This is a genomic window from Mycobacterium bulgaricum, assembly GCF_041287165.2.
GTDB classification, from domain to species: domain Bacteria; phylum Actinomycetota; class Actinomycetes; order Mycobacteriales; family Mycobacteriaceae; genus Mycobacterium; species Mycobacterium bulgaricum.
In genome coordinates this window covers 1,218,753-1,232,264 of the sequence record NZ_JBGGKV020000001.1, presented here as the reverse complement: position 1 = coordinate 1,232,264, position 13,512 = coordinate 1,218,753, and the positions used below count along the sequence as shown (strand labels likewise).

Genomic DNA, 13,512 nt, shown 5'->3' with positions numbered 1-13,512 from the left:
ATCTGACGGGTAGGTTTGTTCACCTGTACTTAACCTTGCAGGCAGGTCCCGGTTTACAAAAGGCCGAATCCGCCGGTACAGGATGCCCGTACCGGCGGATTCTGAACAAGTCCCAGGGGAGGACCGGCGTTTAGATCTCCAAACTGGATAACTGGGCGATGATTTGACCCGCCAGCGGACCGAGCGTGGCCATCCCGTCGCGCACCGCGGCGCGCGAGCCCGCCAGATTGACCACCAGTGTGCTTCCCGAGATTCCCGCGAGACCGCGCGAAACGCCCGCGTCGATGGTCCCCGCCGACAGGCCGGACGCCCGCAGCGCCTCGGCGATACCCAGCAGCTCCCTGTCGAGCAGGTCACGGGTGGCCTCGGGGGTGACGTCGCGCGGCATGACGCCGGTGCCCCCGACAGACACCACAAGGTCGACGCCACCGATGACCGCGGTGTTCAACGCGTTGCGGATCTCCACCTCGTCCGAGGAAACGACGACTACCCCGTCGACAACGAACCCGGCCTCGCCGAGCAGTTCGGCGACCAACGGACCGCTGTGATCTTCTTCGTCTCCATGGGCGGTGCGGTCATCGACGACAACTACCAAGGCACGACCTACCAAGGCGTGGGGCTGCTCCATGAGCTCAACCGTATATCTCGGTACGGACATCGGTGCAGCCACACGGAGCACGGCGCGATCGTCCCCGATCGAGGACCTCACTGGGCTGCCTTTCCGAGCGTGACCTCCAGCGACTGCGATTTACCCGAGGGGTCCAAGTACGTCAGCGTCACCTTGTCGCCCGGGGCTTTGGAGCGGACAGCGGCCACCAGCGCGTCAGCGCTGCTGATCACCCGGTCGTCGAGCTTGGTGACCACCACACCGCTGGGGAGCCCGGCCGCCGAAGCCGCACCGCCCGCGGTCACCTCGACGATCTTGGCGCCGTCGACGCCCGCGTCGTTGCCGACCTGAACGCCCAGCGACGCTCGGGAGGCGCTTCCGGTCTGGATGATCTCGTCGGCGATCCTCTTGGCCTGGTCCACAGGGATGGCGAAGCCGAGCCCGATCGAACCGCCCTGGGGACCGCCTGCATCGGCGCCCATGGTGGCGATTGCCGAGTTGATGCCGACCAGTTCCCCGCTCATGTTGACCAGTGCGCCACCGGAGTTGCCCGGGTTGATCGCCGCATCCGTCTGGATGGCATCGAGGACGGTGTTCTGGTTCTTGGCGTCGCCGCCCGCGGCCACCGGCCGGTTGAGGGCGCTGATGATGCCGGTCGTGACCGTGCCTTCCAGTCCGAGGGGCGAGCCGATCGCCACGACGTCCTGCCCGACCCGCAGATCCGCCGACGAGCCGACCGCGATGGGCGTCAACCCCGACACGTTCTGTGCCCTGACGACGGCGATGTCGCTGCCGGGGTCGGTGCCGATGACCGTGAACGACGTGGTCTTGCCGTCGGCGAACGTGACCTTCGTCTTTGCGGGACCTCCCGGGACACCTGCGGGGCCGGCATCGCCCGCCGCGGCGGCGACCACGTGGTTGTTGGTCAGGATGAGCCCGTCGGTCGACAGGATGACCCCCGATCCCTCTTCGGTCGCACGCCCCTGATTGACCTCGAGCTTGACGACACTGGGCACCACCTTGGTGGCGACGGCCTCGACCGATCCGCCCGGCACGCTGGCCGCCGGCACCGAGGGCGCGGCTCCCGATGCGCTGATACCGCTCAGGCTGTGGTCGGGGTGGACGAGCGTGGCGACCCCGCCACCGATTCCGGCCGAGACGAGCGCGAGCGCGACGGCGCCTGCGATCAGAGCCGATGCGCGAGAACGCTTTCCGGGCTGAGGCTGTGCGGCGGGCGGCATCCCCGGACGGGGATACTGGCCCGGACCGCCAGGCATGGGCGCGCCGGGATACGGGTCGTACGATGGCCGGAACGCTTGGCGCTGCTGCTCGGTCGCGTAGCGCCAGTCCCAACTGCCGCTGCCCTGCTGCTGCTCATAGGAACCTGACCGCTGCGGCCCGGCGGGGCCAGGGGGCACCTGCCCGGGATAACCGGACTGACGACCCTGCTGCGGAGTCGGCGAGTACCTCGGGTGGTTGGTCATATCGCTGCAGTGCTCTTCCTCGAGTCGGTTCTGACGTGTCGTTCAACGATCGTTGCCTTGTCAGCGTGCCCAAACGTACTGAGAAACCCCTTAGAGATCGATTTCCTTTGAGACAAATTTGAGCGTGCCGGGCCGCATCCGCCGAAAGCCCGTCTCAATCATCCCTGGCGGTGACACAGGTCACCGACGCAGCGGTTGCGCGTGTCGCGGTTACTCGTCGTCCTGTCCGGAGGCGGCCGGGAGGCGTCCCGGCAGGACCACATGCATCGACGTTCCTGGCGGCTGCCCCCCGGGCACGGTGTCTTCGACGCGCAGGCTGCCGCCGTGTTTGACGACGATCTGCTTGACGATGGCAAGCCCGAGACCCGATCCCGGCATCGCCCGCGCCGAGGTGGATCTGAAGAACCGTTCGAAGACGAGATCGCGTTCATGGGGCGGGATTCCGGGCCCGTGATCGGAGACCACCAATTCCGCGTGCAGTGAGTCGATCTGGGTGAGCCTGATACCGACGGAGGCTCCCGGGGGGCTCCACTTGGCCGCGTTGTCGAGAAGGTTCAGCACTGCTTGGCCCAGTTTGGTCGCGTCGCCGTACACCTGCCACGGGGTGACCGACACCGTGAACTCGATGTCGTTGCGTCGCCGGCGAACCCGCTCGAGGGAGCGTTCGATGACCCCGGTCATCTCGACCGATTCGTGCACCGCAGCACCTGCATCCTCGCGGGTGAGATCGACGAGATCGCCCACCAGCGTGGACAGTTCCTCGATCTGACCGATGACGTCGGCGCGCAGCTCGACCATGTCTTCCTCGGGGAGGCGCGGCGCCCCCGGCTTCATCGACTCGATCAGGAGCTCGACGTTGGTGCGCATCGACGTCAGCGGGGTGCGTAACTCGTGGCCGGCATCGGCAACCAGACGGGTTTGGCGCTCCCGAGATTCGGCGAGCGCCCGCAGCATCATGTTGAAAGCCTCGGTGAGGCGGGCGAGTTCGTCATTACCGACGACCGGTATCGGGCGCAGATCGTCGGTGCGCGCGACCCGTTCGGCGGCCTGCGTGAGCCTGGCCACCGGTCTCAGACCGGCGCTGGCCACCATACCGCCCGCAATGGCGGCGACGGCGACCCCGAGCCCGCCGACGATCAGCAGGACCGTGCCGAGCCGCTTGAGCACCTGCCCGGTCGGGGCCAGGCTCTTGGAGAGCAGCAGGGAGTTGCCGCTGTCGAGGCGGACCGCCAGCACCCGCTGCCGGTCGACGGTGCGCAGCGACATCCAGAGCGTGCCGTCCATGACGTCCTGCTCGGGTCCCCCCACCGGCAGTGTCTGGCCCTGGTGGTTGGCGGTGTATTTGCTGCGGCCGGGAATGTAGAACATCGCGTTCATGTCGGAGTACGCGGTGCCCTCGATGGCTTTGCCGGGGTCGGCGTCGAGCGAGCCGCTCTCGATCAGCATCTGCGCCCTGGTTCGCAGCTGGTCGTCGATGTCGTCGTAGAGCGCGCGGGACACCACCGCGTAGACCGCGACGGCCATCAGCACCACGGAGATGACCACCATCGACATCGCGAGCAACATGACCCGCCAGCGCAGCGACACCGAACTCGCGGGCTGCATGGTGAACGTCTGACCCGGCCACGGGCCCATCCTCAGCTCCGACGCCATCAGGGCGGCGTCTCGCGGAGCACGTAACCCACACCGCGCACCGTGTGGATCAGCCGCGGTTCCCCTTCGGCTTCGGTCTTGCGCCTCAGATACCCGACATAGACCTCGAGCGCGTTACCCGAGGTCGGAAAATCAAAGCCCCAGACTTCTTCGAGGATCCGGCTGCGCGTCAGCACCCGGCGTGGATTCGCGATCAACATTTCGAGCAGCGAGAACTCGGTGCGGGTAAGGCTGATCGCGCGGTGGCCTCTGGTCACCTCCCGGGTCACCGGGTCCAGCGACAGGTCAGAGAACGTCATCGCCGCCGACTCGGCTTCTCCGTCGTCGGGGCCGGTGCGGCGCAGCAGTGCCCGCATACGGGCGAGCAGCTCTTCGAGTGCGAACGGTTTTGGCAGGTAGTCGTCGGCCCCGGCGTCGAGGCCGGCAACCCGCTCGGAGACGGAATCGCGGGCCGTGAGCACGAGAATCGGCAGATCGTCGCCGGTGCTGCGGAGCTGCCGGCAGACCTCGAGACCGTCGAGCCGCGGCATCATCACGTCGAGCACCACGGCGTCGGGGCGGCTGCTGGCTATCAGGTCGAGTGCTTCGCGGCCGTCCTGGGCCAACTCGACCGAATAACCGTTGAAGGAGAGTGACCGTCGCAGGGATTCGCGCACGGCGCGATCGTCGTCAACGACAAGAATGCGCACTGCCACAGTCTCAACCCAGTGTCTGAGAGTGACCTGAGAGGCGCGCCGCCAATCCGACGGTTTCCCTGAGAGTTAGCGGCGGTCGAGGTTGATGAGGCCGAGACGGGCGGCCTTAAGCAGGCGGCGGGGCACCTTATGGGGCTGACCCGCGACGGTCACGTTGACCAGGCCGGTGGCCTCTGCTTTCCACTGCGCGCGCCGGCTACGGGTGTTCGCGCGCGACATCCTGCGCTTCGGCACAGCCATGATCGAGCTCTCCATCTCATCGGGGTGTCTGCCTACGAGCCTGGACAGGCCGGGCGCTGACAATTGCTGACCAGGATAGCCGGTGGGCTGGGCCCGTTCCAAACTATGCCGGTCGGCCGAAACCGCGACATCGGCCCGCGGACCCGGCGTCACCCGCACACTGGAAACGGCGACCCCCGCCGAACCCTTGACTTGATACCGCCGGTACCCATTAACCTACCGGTTGGTTGGTCGAGCCTTTCGACGCAACGACGCCGGGTGAGGAGTGCGCGTGACGACTGGGCCGGACCACACGCCGGCGGGAGCTTCGGTCCGCATCGGTAACTGCTCCGGTTTCTACGGCGACCGCCTTTCGGCAATGCGGGAGATGCTCACCGGCGGTGAGCTGGACTACCTCACGGGCGACTACCTGGCCGAGCTGACGATGCTGATCCTGGGCCGCGACCGCATAAAGAACCCCGACCGCGGCTACGCCAAGACCTTCCTCCGCCAGCTCGAGGACTGCCTCGGCTTGGCCAAGGACGCCGGTGTCCGCATCGTCACCAACGCGGGGGGCTTGAATCCCGCGGGGCTGGCCGACGCCGTCAGGGCGCTGGCCGACAAGCTCGGCGTCGCGATCTCCGTCGCACACGTCGAGGGCGACGACCTGCTCGCCCGCGCAGACGCACTCGGCCTCGGAACTCCATTGACCGCGAACGCCTACCTCGGCGCGTGGGGCATCGTCGACTGCCTGGCGTCGGGAGCCGACGTCGTCGTCACCGGCAGGGTCACCGACGCATCGGTCATCGTCGGACCCGCTGCGGCCCACTTCGGTTGGCAGTCAACCGATTACGACCAGATCGCCGGTGCGGTCGCGGCGGGCCACGTGATCGAGTGCGGCACACAGGCCAGCGGCGGCAATTTCGCGTTCTTCGCGCGCGACTTCCCCGACCTCACGGCCCTGACCCATCCGGGTTTTCCGATCGCCGAGATCCACGCCGACGGCTCGTCCGTGATCACCAAGCACGCCGGCACCGGCGGCGCGGTCACGGTCGACACCGTGACCGCACAACTGCTCTACGAGATCGGCGGCGCCCGGTACGCCAACCCCGACGCCACACTGCGCGTCGACAGCATCGAGCTGACACGCCACGGCCCGGACCGGGTGCGGATCAGCGGGGTCAGGGGTGAGGCGCCGCCGCCGACGCTGAAGGTGTCGCTGAACAGCCTCGGGGGTTTCCGCAATGAGGTCACGTTCGTGCTCACCGGACTCGACATCGTGGCCAAAGCCGAGCTGGTGCGCCACCAGCTGGAAACGAGCTTGTCGGTCAAACCTGCCGAACTGGAATGGACGCTGGCGCGCACGGACCACCCCGACGCCGACACCGAGCAGACGGCGAGCGCGCTGCTGCGCTGCGTGGTCCGCGACGCGGACCCCAACATCGTAGGCAGGCAGTTCTCTTCGGCCGCCGTCGAACTCGCGCTGGCGAGCTATCCCGGATTCACCAGCACGGCACCTCCCGGCGACGGTCAGGTCTACGGCGTGTTCACCGCCGCGTTCGTGCCTGCTATCGAGGTGCCCCACGTCGCCGTGCACGCCGACGGGAACCGCAACGACATCCCGGTCGCGGCCGACACCGTCGAACTCGCTGCCGTCGGCGAACCCGACCTTCCGGCACCGCCCGTAGTCGGTGCAACGCGGCGGCTTCCGCTGGGCACCATCGCCGGGGCGCGTAGCGGCGACAAGGGCGGCAGCGCGAACGTCGGGGTGTGGGTGCAGACCGATGCCCAGTGGGCGTGGCTTGCCCACGCGCTGACCGTGGACAAGCTGCGCGAGCTGCTCCCGGAGACGAAAGACCTTCCCGTCACCCGTCACGTCCTGCCGAATCTGCGGGCCGTGAACTTCGTGATCGACGGGATCCTGGGCAAGGGCGTCGCCTATCAGGCGCGCTTCGATCCCCAGGCCAAAGGACTCGGCGAATGGCTGCGAAGCCGGCATGTCGACATACCCGAGGAGCTGCTGCCGTGAGCATCTGGACCACACCCGAACGCGAGGATCTGCGAAAGACCGTGCGCGCCTTCGCCGAACGTGAGGTGCTGCCCCACGTCGACGAGTGGGAGCGTGTCGGTGAGCTGCCGCGCGACCTGCATCGCAAGGCCGCCCAGGCCGGCCTGCTGGGCGCGGGCTTTCCCGAGGCGGTTGGCGGCGAGGGCGGCGACGGCGCCGACGCCGTCGTCATCTGCGAGGAGATGCATCAGTCCGGCGCGCCCGGAGGCGTGTTCGCGTCGCTGTTCACCTGCGGCATCGCCGTGCCGCACATGATCGCCTCCGGTGACGAGCGGTTGATCGACGAGTACGTGCGCCCCACATTGCGCGGCGAGAAGATCGGCTCGCTGGCCATCACCGAACCCGGCGGCGGCTCGGACGTCGGCCATCTGACGACGCGCGCGGTGCGGGAGGGCGACGAATACGTCCTCAACGGCGCCAAGACTTACATCACGTCCGGCGTGCGGGCGGACTATGTCGTCACCGCAGCACGCACCGGCGGCCCCGGCGCCGCGGGCGTTTCGCTGATCGTGGTGGACAAGGGGACACCCGGTTTCGAGGTCAGCCGCAAGCTCGACAAGATGGGCTGGCGCTCATCGGACACCGCAGAGCTGTCCTACTCCGATGTGCGGGTGCCCGTCGCCAACCTCGTCGGTGTCGAGAACAGCGGCTTTCTGCAGATCGCCGCAGCGTTCGTCTCCGAGCGCGTCGGCCTTGCCGCCCAGGCGTATTCGAGCGCACAACGCTGCCTCGACCTGACCGTCGACTGGTGCCGCAACCGCGAGACGTTCGGCAAGCCGCTCATCGCCCGCCAGTCGGTACAGAACACGCTCGCCGAGATGGCGCGCCGCATCGACGTCGCCCGCGTGTACACCCACGCCCTCGTCGAACGGCAGATTGCCGGTGACCCGAACTTGATCACCGAGGTGTGCTTCGCGAAGAACACCGCCGTCGAGGCCGGCGAGTGGGTGGCCAACCAGGCGGTGCAGCTCTTCGGCGGTATGGGCTACATGGCCGAGTCGGAGGTCGAGCGGCAGTACCGCGACATGCGCATCCTCGGCATCGGTGGCGGCACCACCGAGATCCTCACCTCGTTGGCCGCCAAGACGCTGGGATTCCAGGCATGAGCCTCAAGTCCACCCTTGACACCCGCTCGCCCTCCTACGCCGAGGCCGCCGATGCGATGGCGGTGAAACTGCTGGAACTGGAGACCGAGCACGCGAAAGCCCTTGCCGGTGGCGGCGAGAAGTATGTGGCCCGCCACCACGCCCGCGGCAAGATGACCGCGCGTGAGCGCATCGAGGCGCTGCTCGACCCCGACTCACCGTTTCTGGAGCTGAGCCCGCTGGCGGCCTGGGGCACCGACTTCACCGTCGGCGCGAGCGTCGTCGTGGGTATCGGCGCGGTCAGCGGGGTCGAATGTCTGATCGTCGCGAACGACCCCACTGTCAAGGGTGGTACCAGCAATCCGTGGACATTGCGGAAAATTCTGCGCGCCAACCAGATTGCACTGCAGAACCGACTTCCTGTCGTCTCCCTGGTGGAGTCGGGCGGCGCCGACCTGCCGACGCAGAAAGAGATCTTCATTCCGGGCGGGCAGATGTTCCGCGATCTCACCCGCCTGTCGGCGGCGGGAATCCCCACCATCGCGCTGGTGTTCGGCAATTCGACCGCGGGCGGCGCCTACATCCCCGGCATGTCCGACCACGTCGTGATGATCAAGGAACGCTCCAAGGTGTTCCTGGCAGGCCCGCCGCTGGTGAAGATGGCCACCGGCGAAGAGTCGGACGACGAGTCGCTCGGTGGCGCCGAGATGCACGCCCGCACCTCGGGTCTCGGCGACTACTTCGCCGTCGACGAACTCGACGCGGTGCGCATCGGGCGGCGCATCGTCGCCCGGCTCAACTGGCGCAAGAAGGGTCCGGCGCCCCAGCCGTTCACCGCACCGCTGTTCGACGAGAACGAGTTGATCGGTGTGGTGCCGCCGGATCTGCGCATCCCGTTCGACCCGCGCGAGGTCGTCGCGCGCATCGTCGACGGCTCGGAGTTCGACGAGTTCAAACCGCTCTACGGCGGATCGTTGGTCACCGGCTGGGCCACGCTGCACGGCTATCCGCTGGGCATCCTCGCCAACGCGCGGGGCGTGCTGTTCAGCGAGGAGTCTCAGAAGGCGACGCAGTTCATCCAGCTCGCCAACCGCTCGGACACCCCACTGTTGTTTCTGCACAACACCACTGGCTACATGGTAGGCAAGGACTACGAGGAAGGCGGGATGATCAAGCACGGCTCGATGATGATCAACGCCGTCTCCAATTCGACCGTGCCCCACATCTCGTTGTTGATCGGCGCTTCCTACGGCGCCGGGCATTACGGCATGTGCGGCCGTGCCTACGATCCGCGCTTCCTGTTCGCCTGGCCCAGCGCGAAATCGGCGGTCATGGGTGGCACGCAGCTTGCCGGTGTGCTCTCGATCGTCAGCCGCGCCGCCGCCGAGGCACGGGGTCAGCAGGTCGACGAGGCGGCCGACGCCGCACTGCGCGCCGCCGTCGAGGCCCAGATCGAGGCGGAGTCACTGCCGATGTTCCTGTCCGGACGCCTCTACGACGACGGTGTGATCGATCCGCGCGACACCCGCACCGTGCTGGGAATGTGCCTGTCGGCCATCGCCAACGGTCCGATCGAGGGGACGTCGAACTTCGGCGTCTTCCGGATGTGAGCGCCCGCATGTCTGCGATTTCGGCGTGCTTTTCACCGCTGAGCGACCGAAATCACGCCGAAACCGCTCAGAAGGGGCGCCGATGATCACGCGAGTTCTGGTCGCCAACCGAGGCGAGATCGCCCGGCGGGTGTTCGCGACGTGCCGGCGCCTGGGGATCGGTACCGTCGCGGTCTACACCGACCCGGACGCCGATGCACTGCACGTCGCCGAGGCCGACGCCCGCGTGCGCCTCGAAGGAACCCGCGGCTATCTGGACGCGGCGCAGCTGATCGCCGCGGCGCGGGCCGCGGGAGCCGACGCCGTCCATCCCGGTTACGGGTTCCTCTCGGAGAACCCCGAGTTCGCGCAGGCCGTCCAGGCGGCGGATCTGACCTGGATCGGCCCGCCGGTGGCGGCCGTGGCGGCGATGGGCTCCAAGATCGAGGCGAAGAAGATCATGGCCGCGGCAGGTGTCCCGGTCCTGGAGGAACTCGATCCCGAGTCCGTGACGCCCGACATGCTTCCCGTGCTCATCAAGGCGTCGGCCGGCGGCGGTGGCCGCGGCATGCGCGTGGTGCGCGATCTCGCGGAGCTGCCCGCGCAGGTGGAAGCCGCACGGCGCGAGGCACAATCGGCGTTCGGCGACCCCACCGTCTTCTGCGAGCGCTACCTCGATGCGGGCCACCACGTCGAGGTCCAGGTGATGGCCGACGCGCACGGCACCGTGTGGGCGGTGGGTGAGCGTGAATGCTCCATCCAGCGCCGGCACCAGAAGATCATCGAAGAGGCTCCGTCGCCGCTCGTCGAACGCACCGCGGGAATGCGGGACAAGCTGTTCGAGGCGGCCCGGCTGGCGGCCACCGCGATCGGGTACACCGGGGCGGGCACTGTCGAGTTCATGGCCGACGGTGACGGCGGCTTCTTCTTTCTGGAGATGAACACCCGGCTGCAGGTGGAGCATCCGGTCACCGAGCTCACCTCGGGATTGGATCTGGTCGAACTGCAGGTGGCCGTCGCCGACGGCGAACGACTCGGTCCCACACCCCCGTCATCACAGGGCTTTTCGATCGAGGCGAGGCTCTACGCCGAAGATCCTGCCAAGAACTGGCAGCCGCAGGCTGGCCCTGTACACCGCTTCGCCGTCCCGGCCGCGGGAACGCAGTTCGGGCCCGTCGGCCGCGCCGGGGTGCGCCTGGACTCCGGCATCGCCGACGGGTCGGTGATCTCGGTGTTCTACGACCCGATGATCGCCAAGGTGATCTCGTACGCGCCGACGCGCGACAAGGCCGCGGCGCTGCTCGCCGACGCGCTGGCCCGCACACAGCTGCATGGCGTCAAGACCAATCGCGATCTGCTCGTCAACGTGCTGCGCCACCGAGCCTTCCTCGACGGCGCCACCGACACCGCGTTCTTCGAGGTGCACGGGCTCCCTGAACTCGCCGCACCTGCCGGCGAGAAGCAGGCGGCCCTGTCGGCCGTGGCCGCGGCGCTGGCTGCTGCCGCCCACAACCGCAGCAGCGCAACGGTTTTCCGGTCGGCACCCAGCGGATGGCGCAATCTCCCGTCGGGCTACCAGACCAGGACCTACCGCGACGCCGACGGCGAGAGCCACGACGTCCGCTATCGGTTCACCCGCGACGGCGTCACCGTCGAGGGCCACGACGACGTACAGCTCGTCGCGGCGACGCCGGAGCGGGTCGTCCTCGCCGTCGCGGGCGTGGACCGCCCCTTCGACGTGGCGCGCTACGGCGACGACGTCTATGTCGACTCCCCCACGGGGTCGGTGCATCTCGTCGCGGTATCCCGGTTCCCCGATCCCGATGCGGCACTCGCACACGGGTCGCTCGTCGCCCCGATGCCGGGGTCGGTGCTGCGTGTCGGAGCATCCGAAGGCGATTCGGTGAGGGCAGGCCAGCCGCTGGTGTGGCTGGAGGCGATGAAGATGGAGCACACCATCGCCGCGCCTGCCGACGGCGTTCTCGTCGAGCTCAACGTCACAGCAGGTCAACAAGTCGAAGTGGGCGCCGTGCTGGCACGCGTCGATTCAGGAGAGGGCGAACAGTGAGCGGCTTCATCGAGACCGAGGAACAGCAGGCACTGCGCAAGGCGGTGGCCGCGATGGTCGCCAACTACGGGCAGGAGTACTACCTCGAGAAAGCCCGCGCCGGCCAGCACACCGACGAATTGTGGTCCGAGGCAGGAAAACTCGGCTTCATCGGGGTGAACCTGCCGGAGGAGTACGGCGGCGGCGGCGCGGGAATGTATGAGCTCAGCCTGGTGATGGAGGAGATGGCCGCCGGCGGGGCCTCACTGCTCATGATGGTCGTCTCCCCCGCGATCAACGGCACGATCATCTCGAAGTTCGGCACCGACGAGCAGAAGAAGCGCTGGATCCCCGGTATCGCCGACGGATCGTTGACGATGGCGTTCGCGATCACCGAGCCCGACGCCGGCTCGAACTCGCACAAGATCACCACGACCGCCCGCCGTGACGGCAATGACTGGATCCTGTCCGGCCAGAAGGTTTACATCTCGGGTGTGGACCAGGCCCAGGCGGTGCTCGTCGTGGGTCGAACCGAAGACCACAAAACCGGGAACCTCAAGCCGGCCCTGTTCGTGGTGCCCACGGACACACCTGGATTCACGTTCACGAAGATCCCGATGGAGATCATCAGCCCGGAGTTCCAGTTCCAGGTCTTCCTCGACGAGGTGCGACTGCCCGGTGACGCGCTGGTCGGGTCCGAGGACGCGGCCATCGCGCAGCTGTTCGCCGGGCTGAATCCCGAACGCATCATGGGTGCGGCAAACGCGATCGGCACGGGGCGCTTCGCGCTCGACAGGGCCGTCGAATACGTCAAGACCCGTCAGGTGTGGAAGACCCCGATCGGTGCGCACCAGGGCTTGTCACATCCTCTGGCGCAGAACCACATCGAGATCGAACTCGCCAAATTGATGATGCAGAAAGCCGCCGCGCTCTACGACTCGGGCGACGACGGCGGAGCAGCCGAGGCGGCCAACATGGCCAAGTACGCGGCGGGCGAGGCGTCGGTGCGCGCCGTGGACCAGGCGGTGCAGTCACTCGGCGGCAACGGGCTGACCAAGGAGTACGGCGTCGCCTCGTTGCTGACGGCGTCGCGGCTGGCCCGCATCGCGCCGGTGAGCCGCGAGATGATCCTCAACTTCATCGCCCAGACGTCGCTGGGCCTCCCGAGGTCTTACTGATGAGCGCTTGCGCGAAGAAGCGAGGGGCCTGATGAGCGCTTGCGCGAAGAAGCGAGGGGCCTGATGAGCGCTTGCGCGAAGAAGCGAGGGGCCTGATGAGCGTCCTGGTCGGCTATGAGCGTGACGGCGCGGTGGCGCGGCTGATCCTGGACTCGCCGCACAATCGCAACGCGCTGTCGACCGCGCTGGTGGAACAACTGCACGAGGGATTGACCCGCGCGTCCGCCGATCAGGACGTGCGTGTGGTGGTGCTCGGCCACACCGGTGGAACGTTCTGCGCCGGCGCCGATCTGAGCGAGGCGGCCGGCCGCGACCCATCGGAACTCGCCGTCGCCCGCGCACACGAGATGACCCGCCTGCTTCGCCGGATCCTGGAACTACGCCTACCCGTCATCGCTGCGATCGACGGCCATGTCCGAGCCGGTGGACTGGGATTGGTCGGCGCGTGCGACATCGCGGTGGCCGGCAATGCCAGCACGTTTGCGCTCACCGAAGCGCGCATCGGAGTCGCGCCGTCGATCATCTCGCTGACACTGCTGCCGAAGATGTCGGCGCGGGCCGCGGGCCGGTACTTCGTCACCGGGGAGAAGTTCGGTGCGGCAGAGGCGGCGGACATCGGGCTGATCACCGTGGCCGCCGACGACGTCGCCGCGACCGTCTCCGAACTCGCGGCCTCGATCGCCTTGGGTTCGCCGCAGGGGCTGGCGACGTCGAAGGCACTCACGACGGCGGCGGTGATCGACGACTTCGAGCGTCGCGCAGAGAAATTGACGCGCGAGTCGGCCGAGTTGTTCGTCTCCGACGAGGCAAGGGAAGGCATGCTGGCGTTCCTGGAGAAGCGACCGCCCCGCTGGGTGGGCTGACCAGCTCACAGTTTGGCCAAGATA

General features: G+C 67.7%; 11 protein-coding genes. 6 read left to right on the top strand and 5 right to left on the bottom strand.

Annotated elements, in window-relative coordinates; translation table 11 throughout:
• Positions 1–130: 130 nt before the first annotated feature.
• The 5 genes from ACAG24_RS06020 to rpmF form a co-directional block, all read right to left on the bottom strand.
• Entirely contained in the window at positions 131–628 is a 498-nt protein-coding gene (locus ACAG24_RS06020; RefSeq protein WP_445206168.1) for a MogA/MoaB family molybdenum cofactor biosynthesis protein, read from the bottom strand.
• A gap of 77 nt (positions 629–705) precedes the next feature.
• The gene (locus ACAG24_RS06015) at positions 706–2,091 is read right to left on the bottom strand and encodes a S1C family serine protease (protein ID WP_370471730.1); all 1,386 of its coding nucleotides are present in this window, start codon (positions 2,089–2,091) and stop codon (positions 706–708) included.
• Positions 2,092–2,301: 210 nt separating this feature from the next.
• Positions 2,302–3,726 (bottom strand): HAMP domain-containing sensor histidine kinase, encoded by a 1,425-nt coding sequence (locus ACAG24_RS06010; protein ID WP_370471808.1) that lies wholly within the window; start codon positions 3,724–3,726, stop codon positions 2,302–2,304.
• 17 nt (positions 3,727–3,743) lie between these two features.
• The gene (locus ACAG24_RS06005) at positions 3,744–4,433 is read right to left on the bottom strand and encodes a response regulator transcription factor (protein ID WP_278039361.1); all 690 of its coding nucleotides are present in this window, start codon (positions 4,431–4,433) and stop codon (positions 3,744–3,746) included.
• 72 nt (positions 4,434–4,505) lie between these two features.
• A complete protein-coding gene (gene rpmF, locus ACAG24_RS06000) occupies positions 4,506–4,679 on the bottom strand; it encodes a 50S ribosomal protein L32 (RefSeq protein ID WP_370471807.1) in 174 nt (57 codons plus the stop codon).
• Positions 4,680–4,950: 271 nt separating this feature from the next.
• Here rpmF and ACAG24_RS05995 point away from each other — a divergent pair, with 271 nt between their 5' ends.
• The 6 genes from ACAG24_RS05995 (at position 4,951) to ACAG24_RS05970 (ending at position 13,488) form a co-directional block, all read left to right on the top strand.
• Positions 4,951–6,687 (top strand): acyclic terpene utilization AtuA family protein, encoded by a 1,737-nt coding sequence (locus ACAG24_RS05995; RefSeq protein ID WP_370471729.1) that lies wholly within the window; start codon positions 4,951–4,953, stop codon positions 6,685–6,687.
• Positions 6,684–7,832, top strand: a complete 1,149-nt coding sequence (locus tag ACAG24_RS05990; protein WP_370471728.1) for an acyl-CoA dehydrogenase family protein — start codon at positions 6,684–6,686, stop codon at positions 7,830–7,832. The genes ACAG24_RS05995 and ACAG24_RS05990 overlap by 4 nt, the downstream gene beginning before the upstream one ends.
• Entirely contained in the window at positions 7,829–9,421 is a 1,593-nt protein-coding gene (locus ACAG24_RS05985) for an acyl-CoA carboxylase subunit beta (protein ID WP_370471727.1), read from the top strand. The genes ACAG24_RS05990 and ACAG24_RS05985 overlap by 4 nt, the downstream gene beginning before the upstream one ends.
• Positions 9,422–9,503: 82 nt before the next feature.
• Complete coding sequence (locus ACAG24_RS05980; protein ID WP_370471726.1) at positions 9,504–11,468, top strand: acetyl/propionyl/methylcrotonyl-CoA carboxylase subunit alpha; 1,965 nt, start codon at positions 9,504–9,506, stop codon at positions 11,466–11,468.
• Positions 11,465–12,625, top strand: coding sequence for an acyl-CoA dehydrogenase family protein (locus ACAG24_RS05975; RefSeq protein ID WP_370471725.1), 1,161 nt, complete (start codon positions 11,465–11,467; stop codon positions 12,623–12,625). Before ACAG24_RS05980 ends, ACAG24_RS05975 begins: the two co-directional genes overlap by 4 nt.
• Positions 12,626–12,720: 95 nt before the next feature.
• Positions 12,721–13,488, top strand: a complete 768-nt coding sequence (locus ACAG24_RS05970; RefSeq protein WP_370471724.1) for an enoyl-CoA hydratase family protein — start codon at positions 12,721–12,723, stop codon at positions 13,486–13,488.
• Positions 13,489–13,512: the final 24 nt, after the last annotated feature.

Excerpts from the sequence above, each read along its gene's own strand:
- ACAG24_RS06020 (WP_445206168.1), bottom strand. The coding sequence starts at position 628 with ATGGAGCAGCCCCACGCCTTGGTAGGTCGTGCCTTGGTAGTTGTCGTC.
- ACAG24_RS06015 (WP_370471730.1), bottom strand. The coding sequence starts at position 2,091 with ATGACCAACCACCCGAGGTACTCGCCGACTCCGCAGCAGGGTCGTCAG.
- ACAG24_RS06010 (WP_370471808.1), bottom strand. The coding sequence starts at position 3,726 with ATGGGCCCGTGGCCGGGTCAGACGTTCACCATGCAGCCCGCGAGTTCG.
- rpmF (WP_370471807.1), bottom strand. The coding sequence starts at position 4,679 with ATGGCTGTGCCGAAGCGCAGGATGTCGCGCGCGAACACCCGTAGCCGG.
- ACAG24_RS05985 (WP_370471727.1), top strand. The coding sequence starts at position 7,829 with ATGAGCCTCAAGTCCACCCTTGACACCCGCTCGCCCTCCTACGCCGAG.
- ACAG24_RS05980 (WP_370471726.1), top strand. The coding sequence starts at position 9,504 with ATGATCACGCGAGTTCTGGTCGCCAACCGAGGCGAGATCGCCCGGCGG.
- ACAG24_RS05970 (WP_370471724.1), top strand. The coding sequence starts at position 12,721 with ATGAGCGTCCTGGTCGGCTATGAGCGTGACGGCGCGGTGGCGCGGCTG.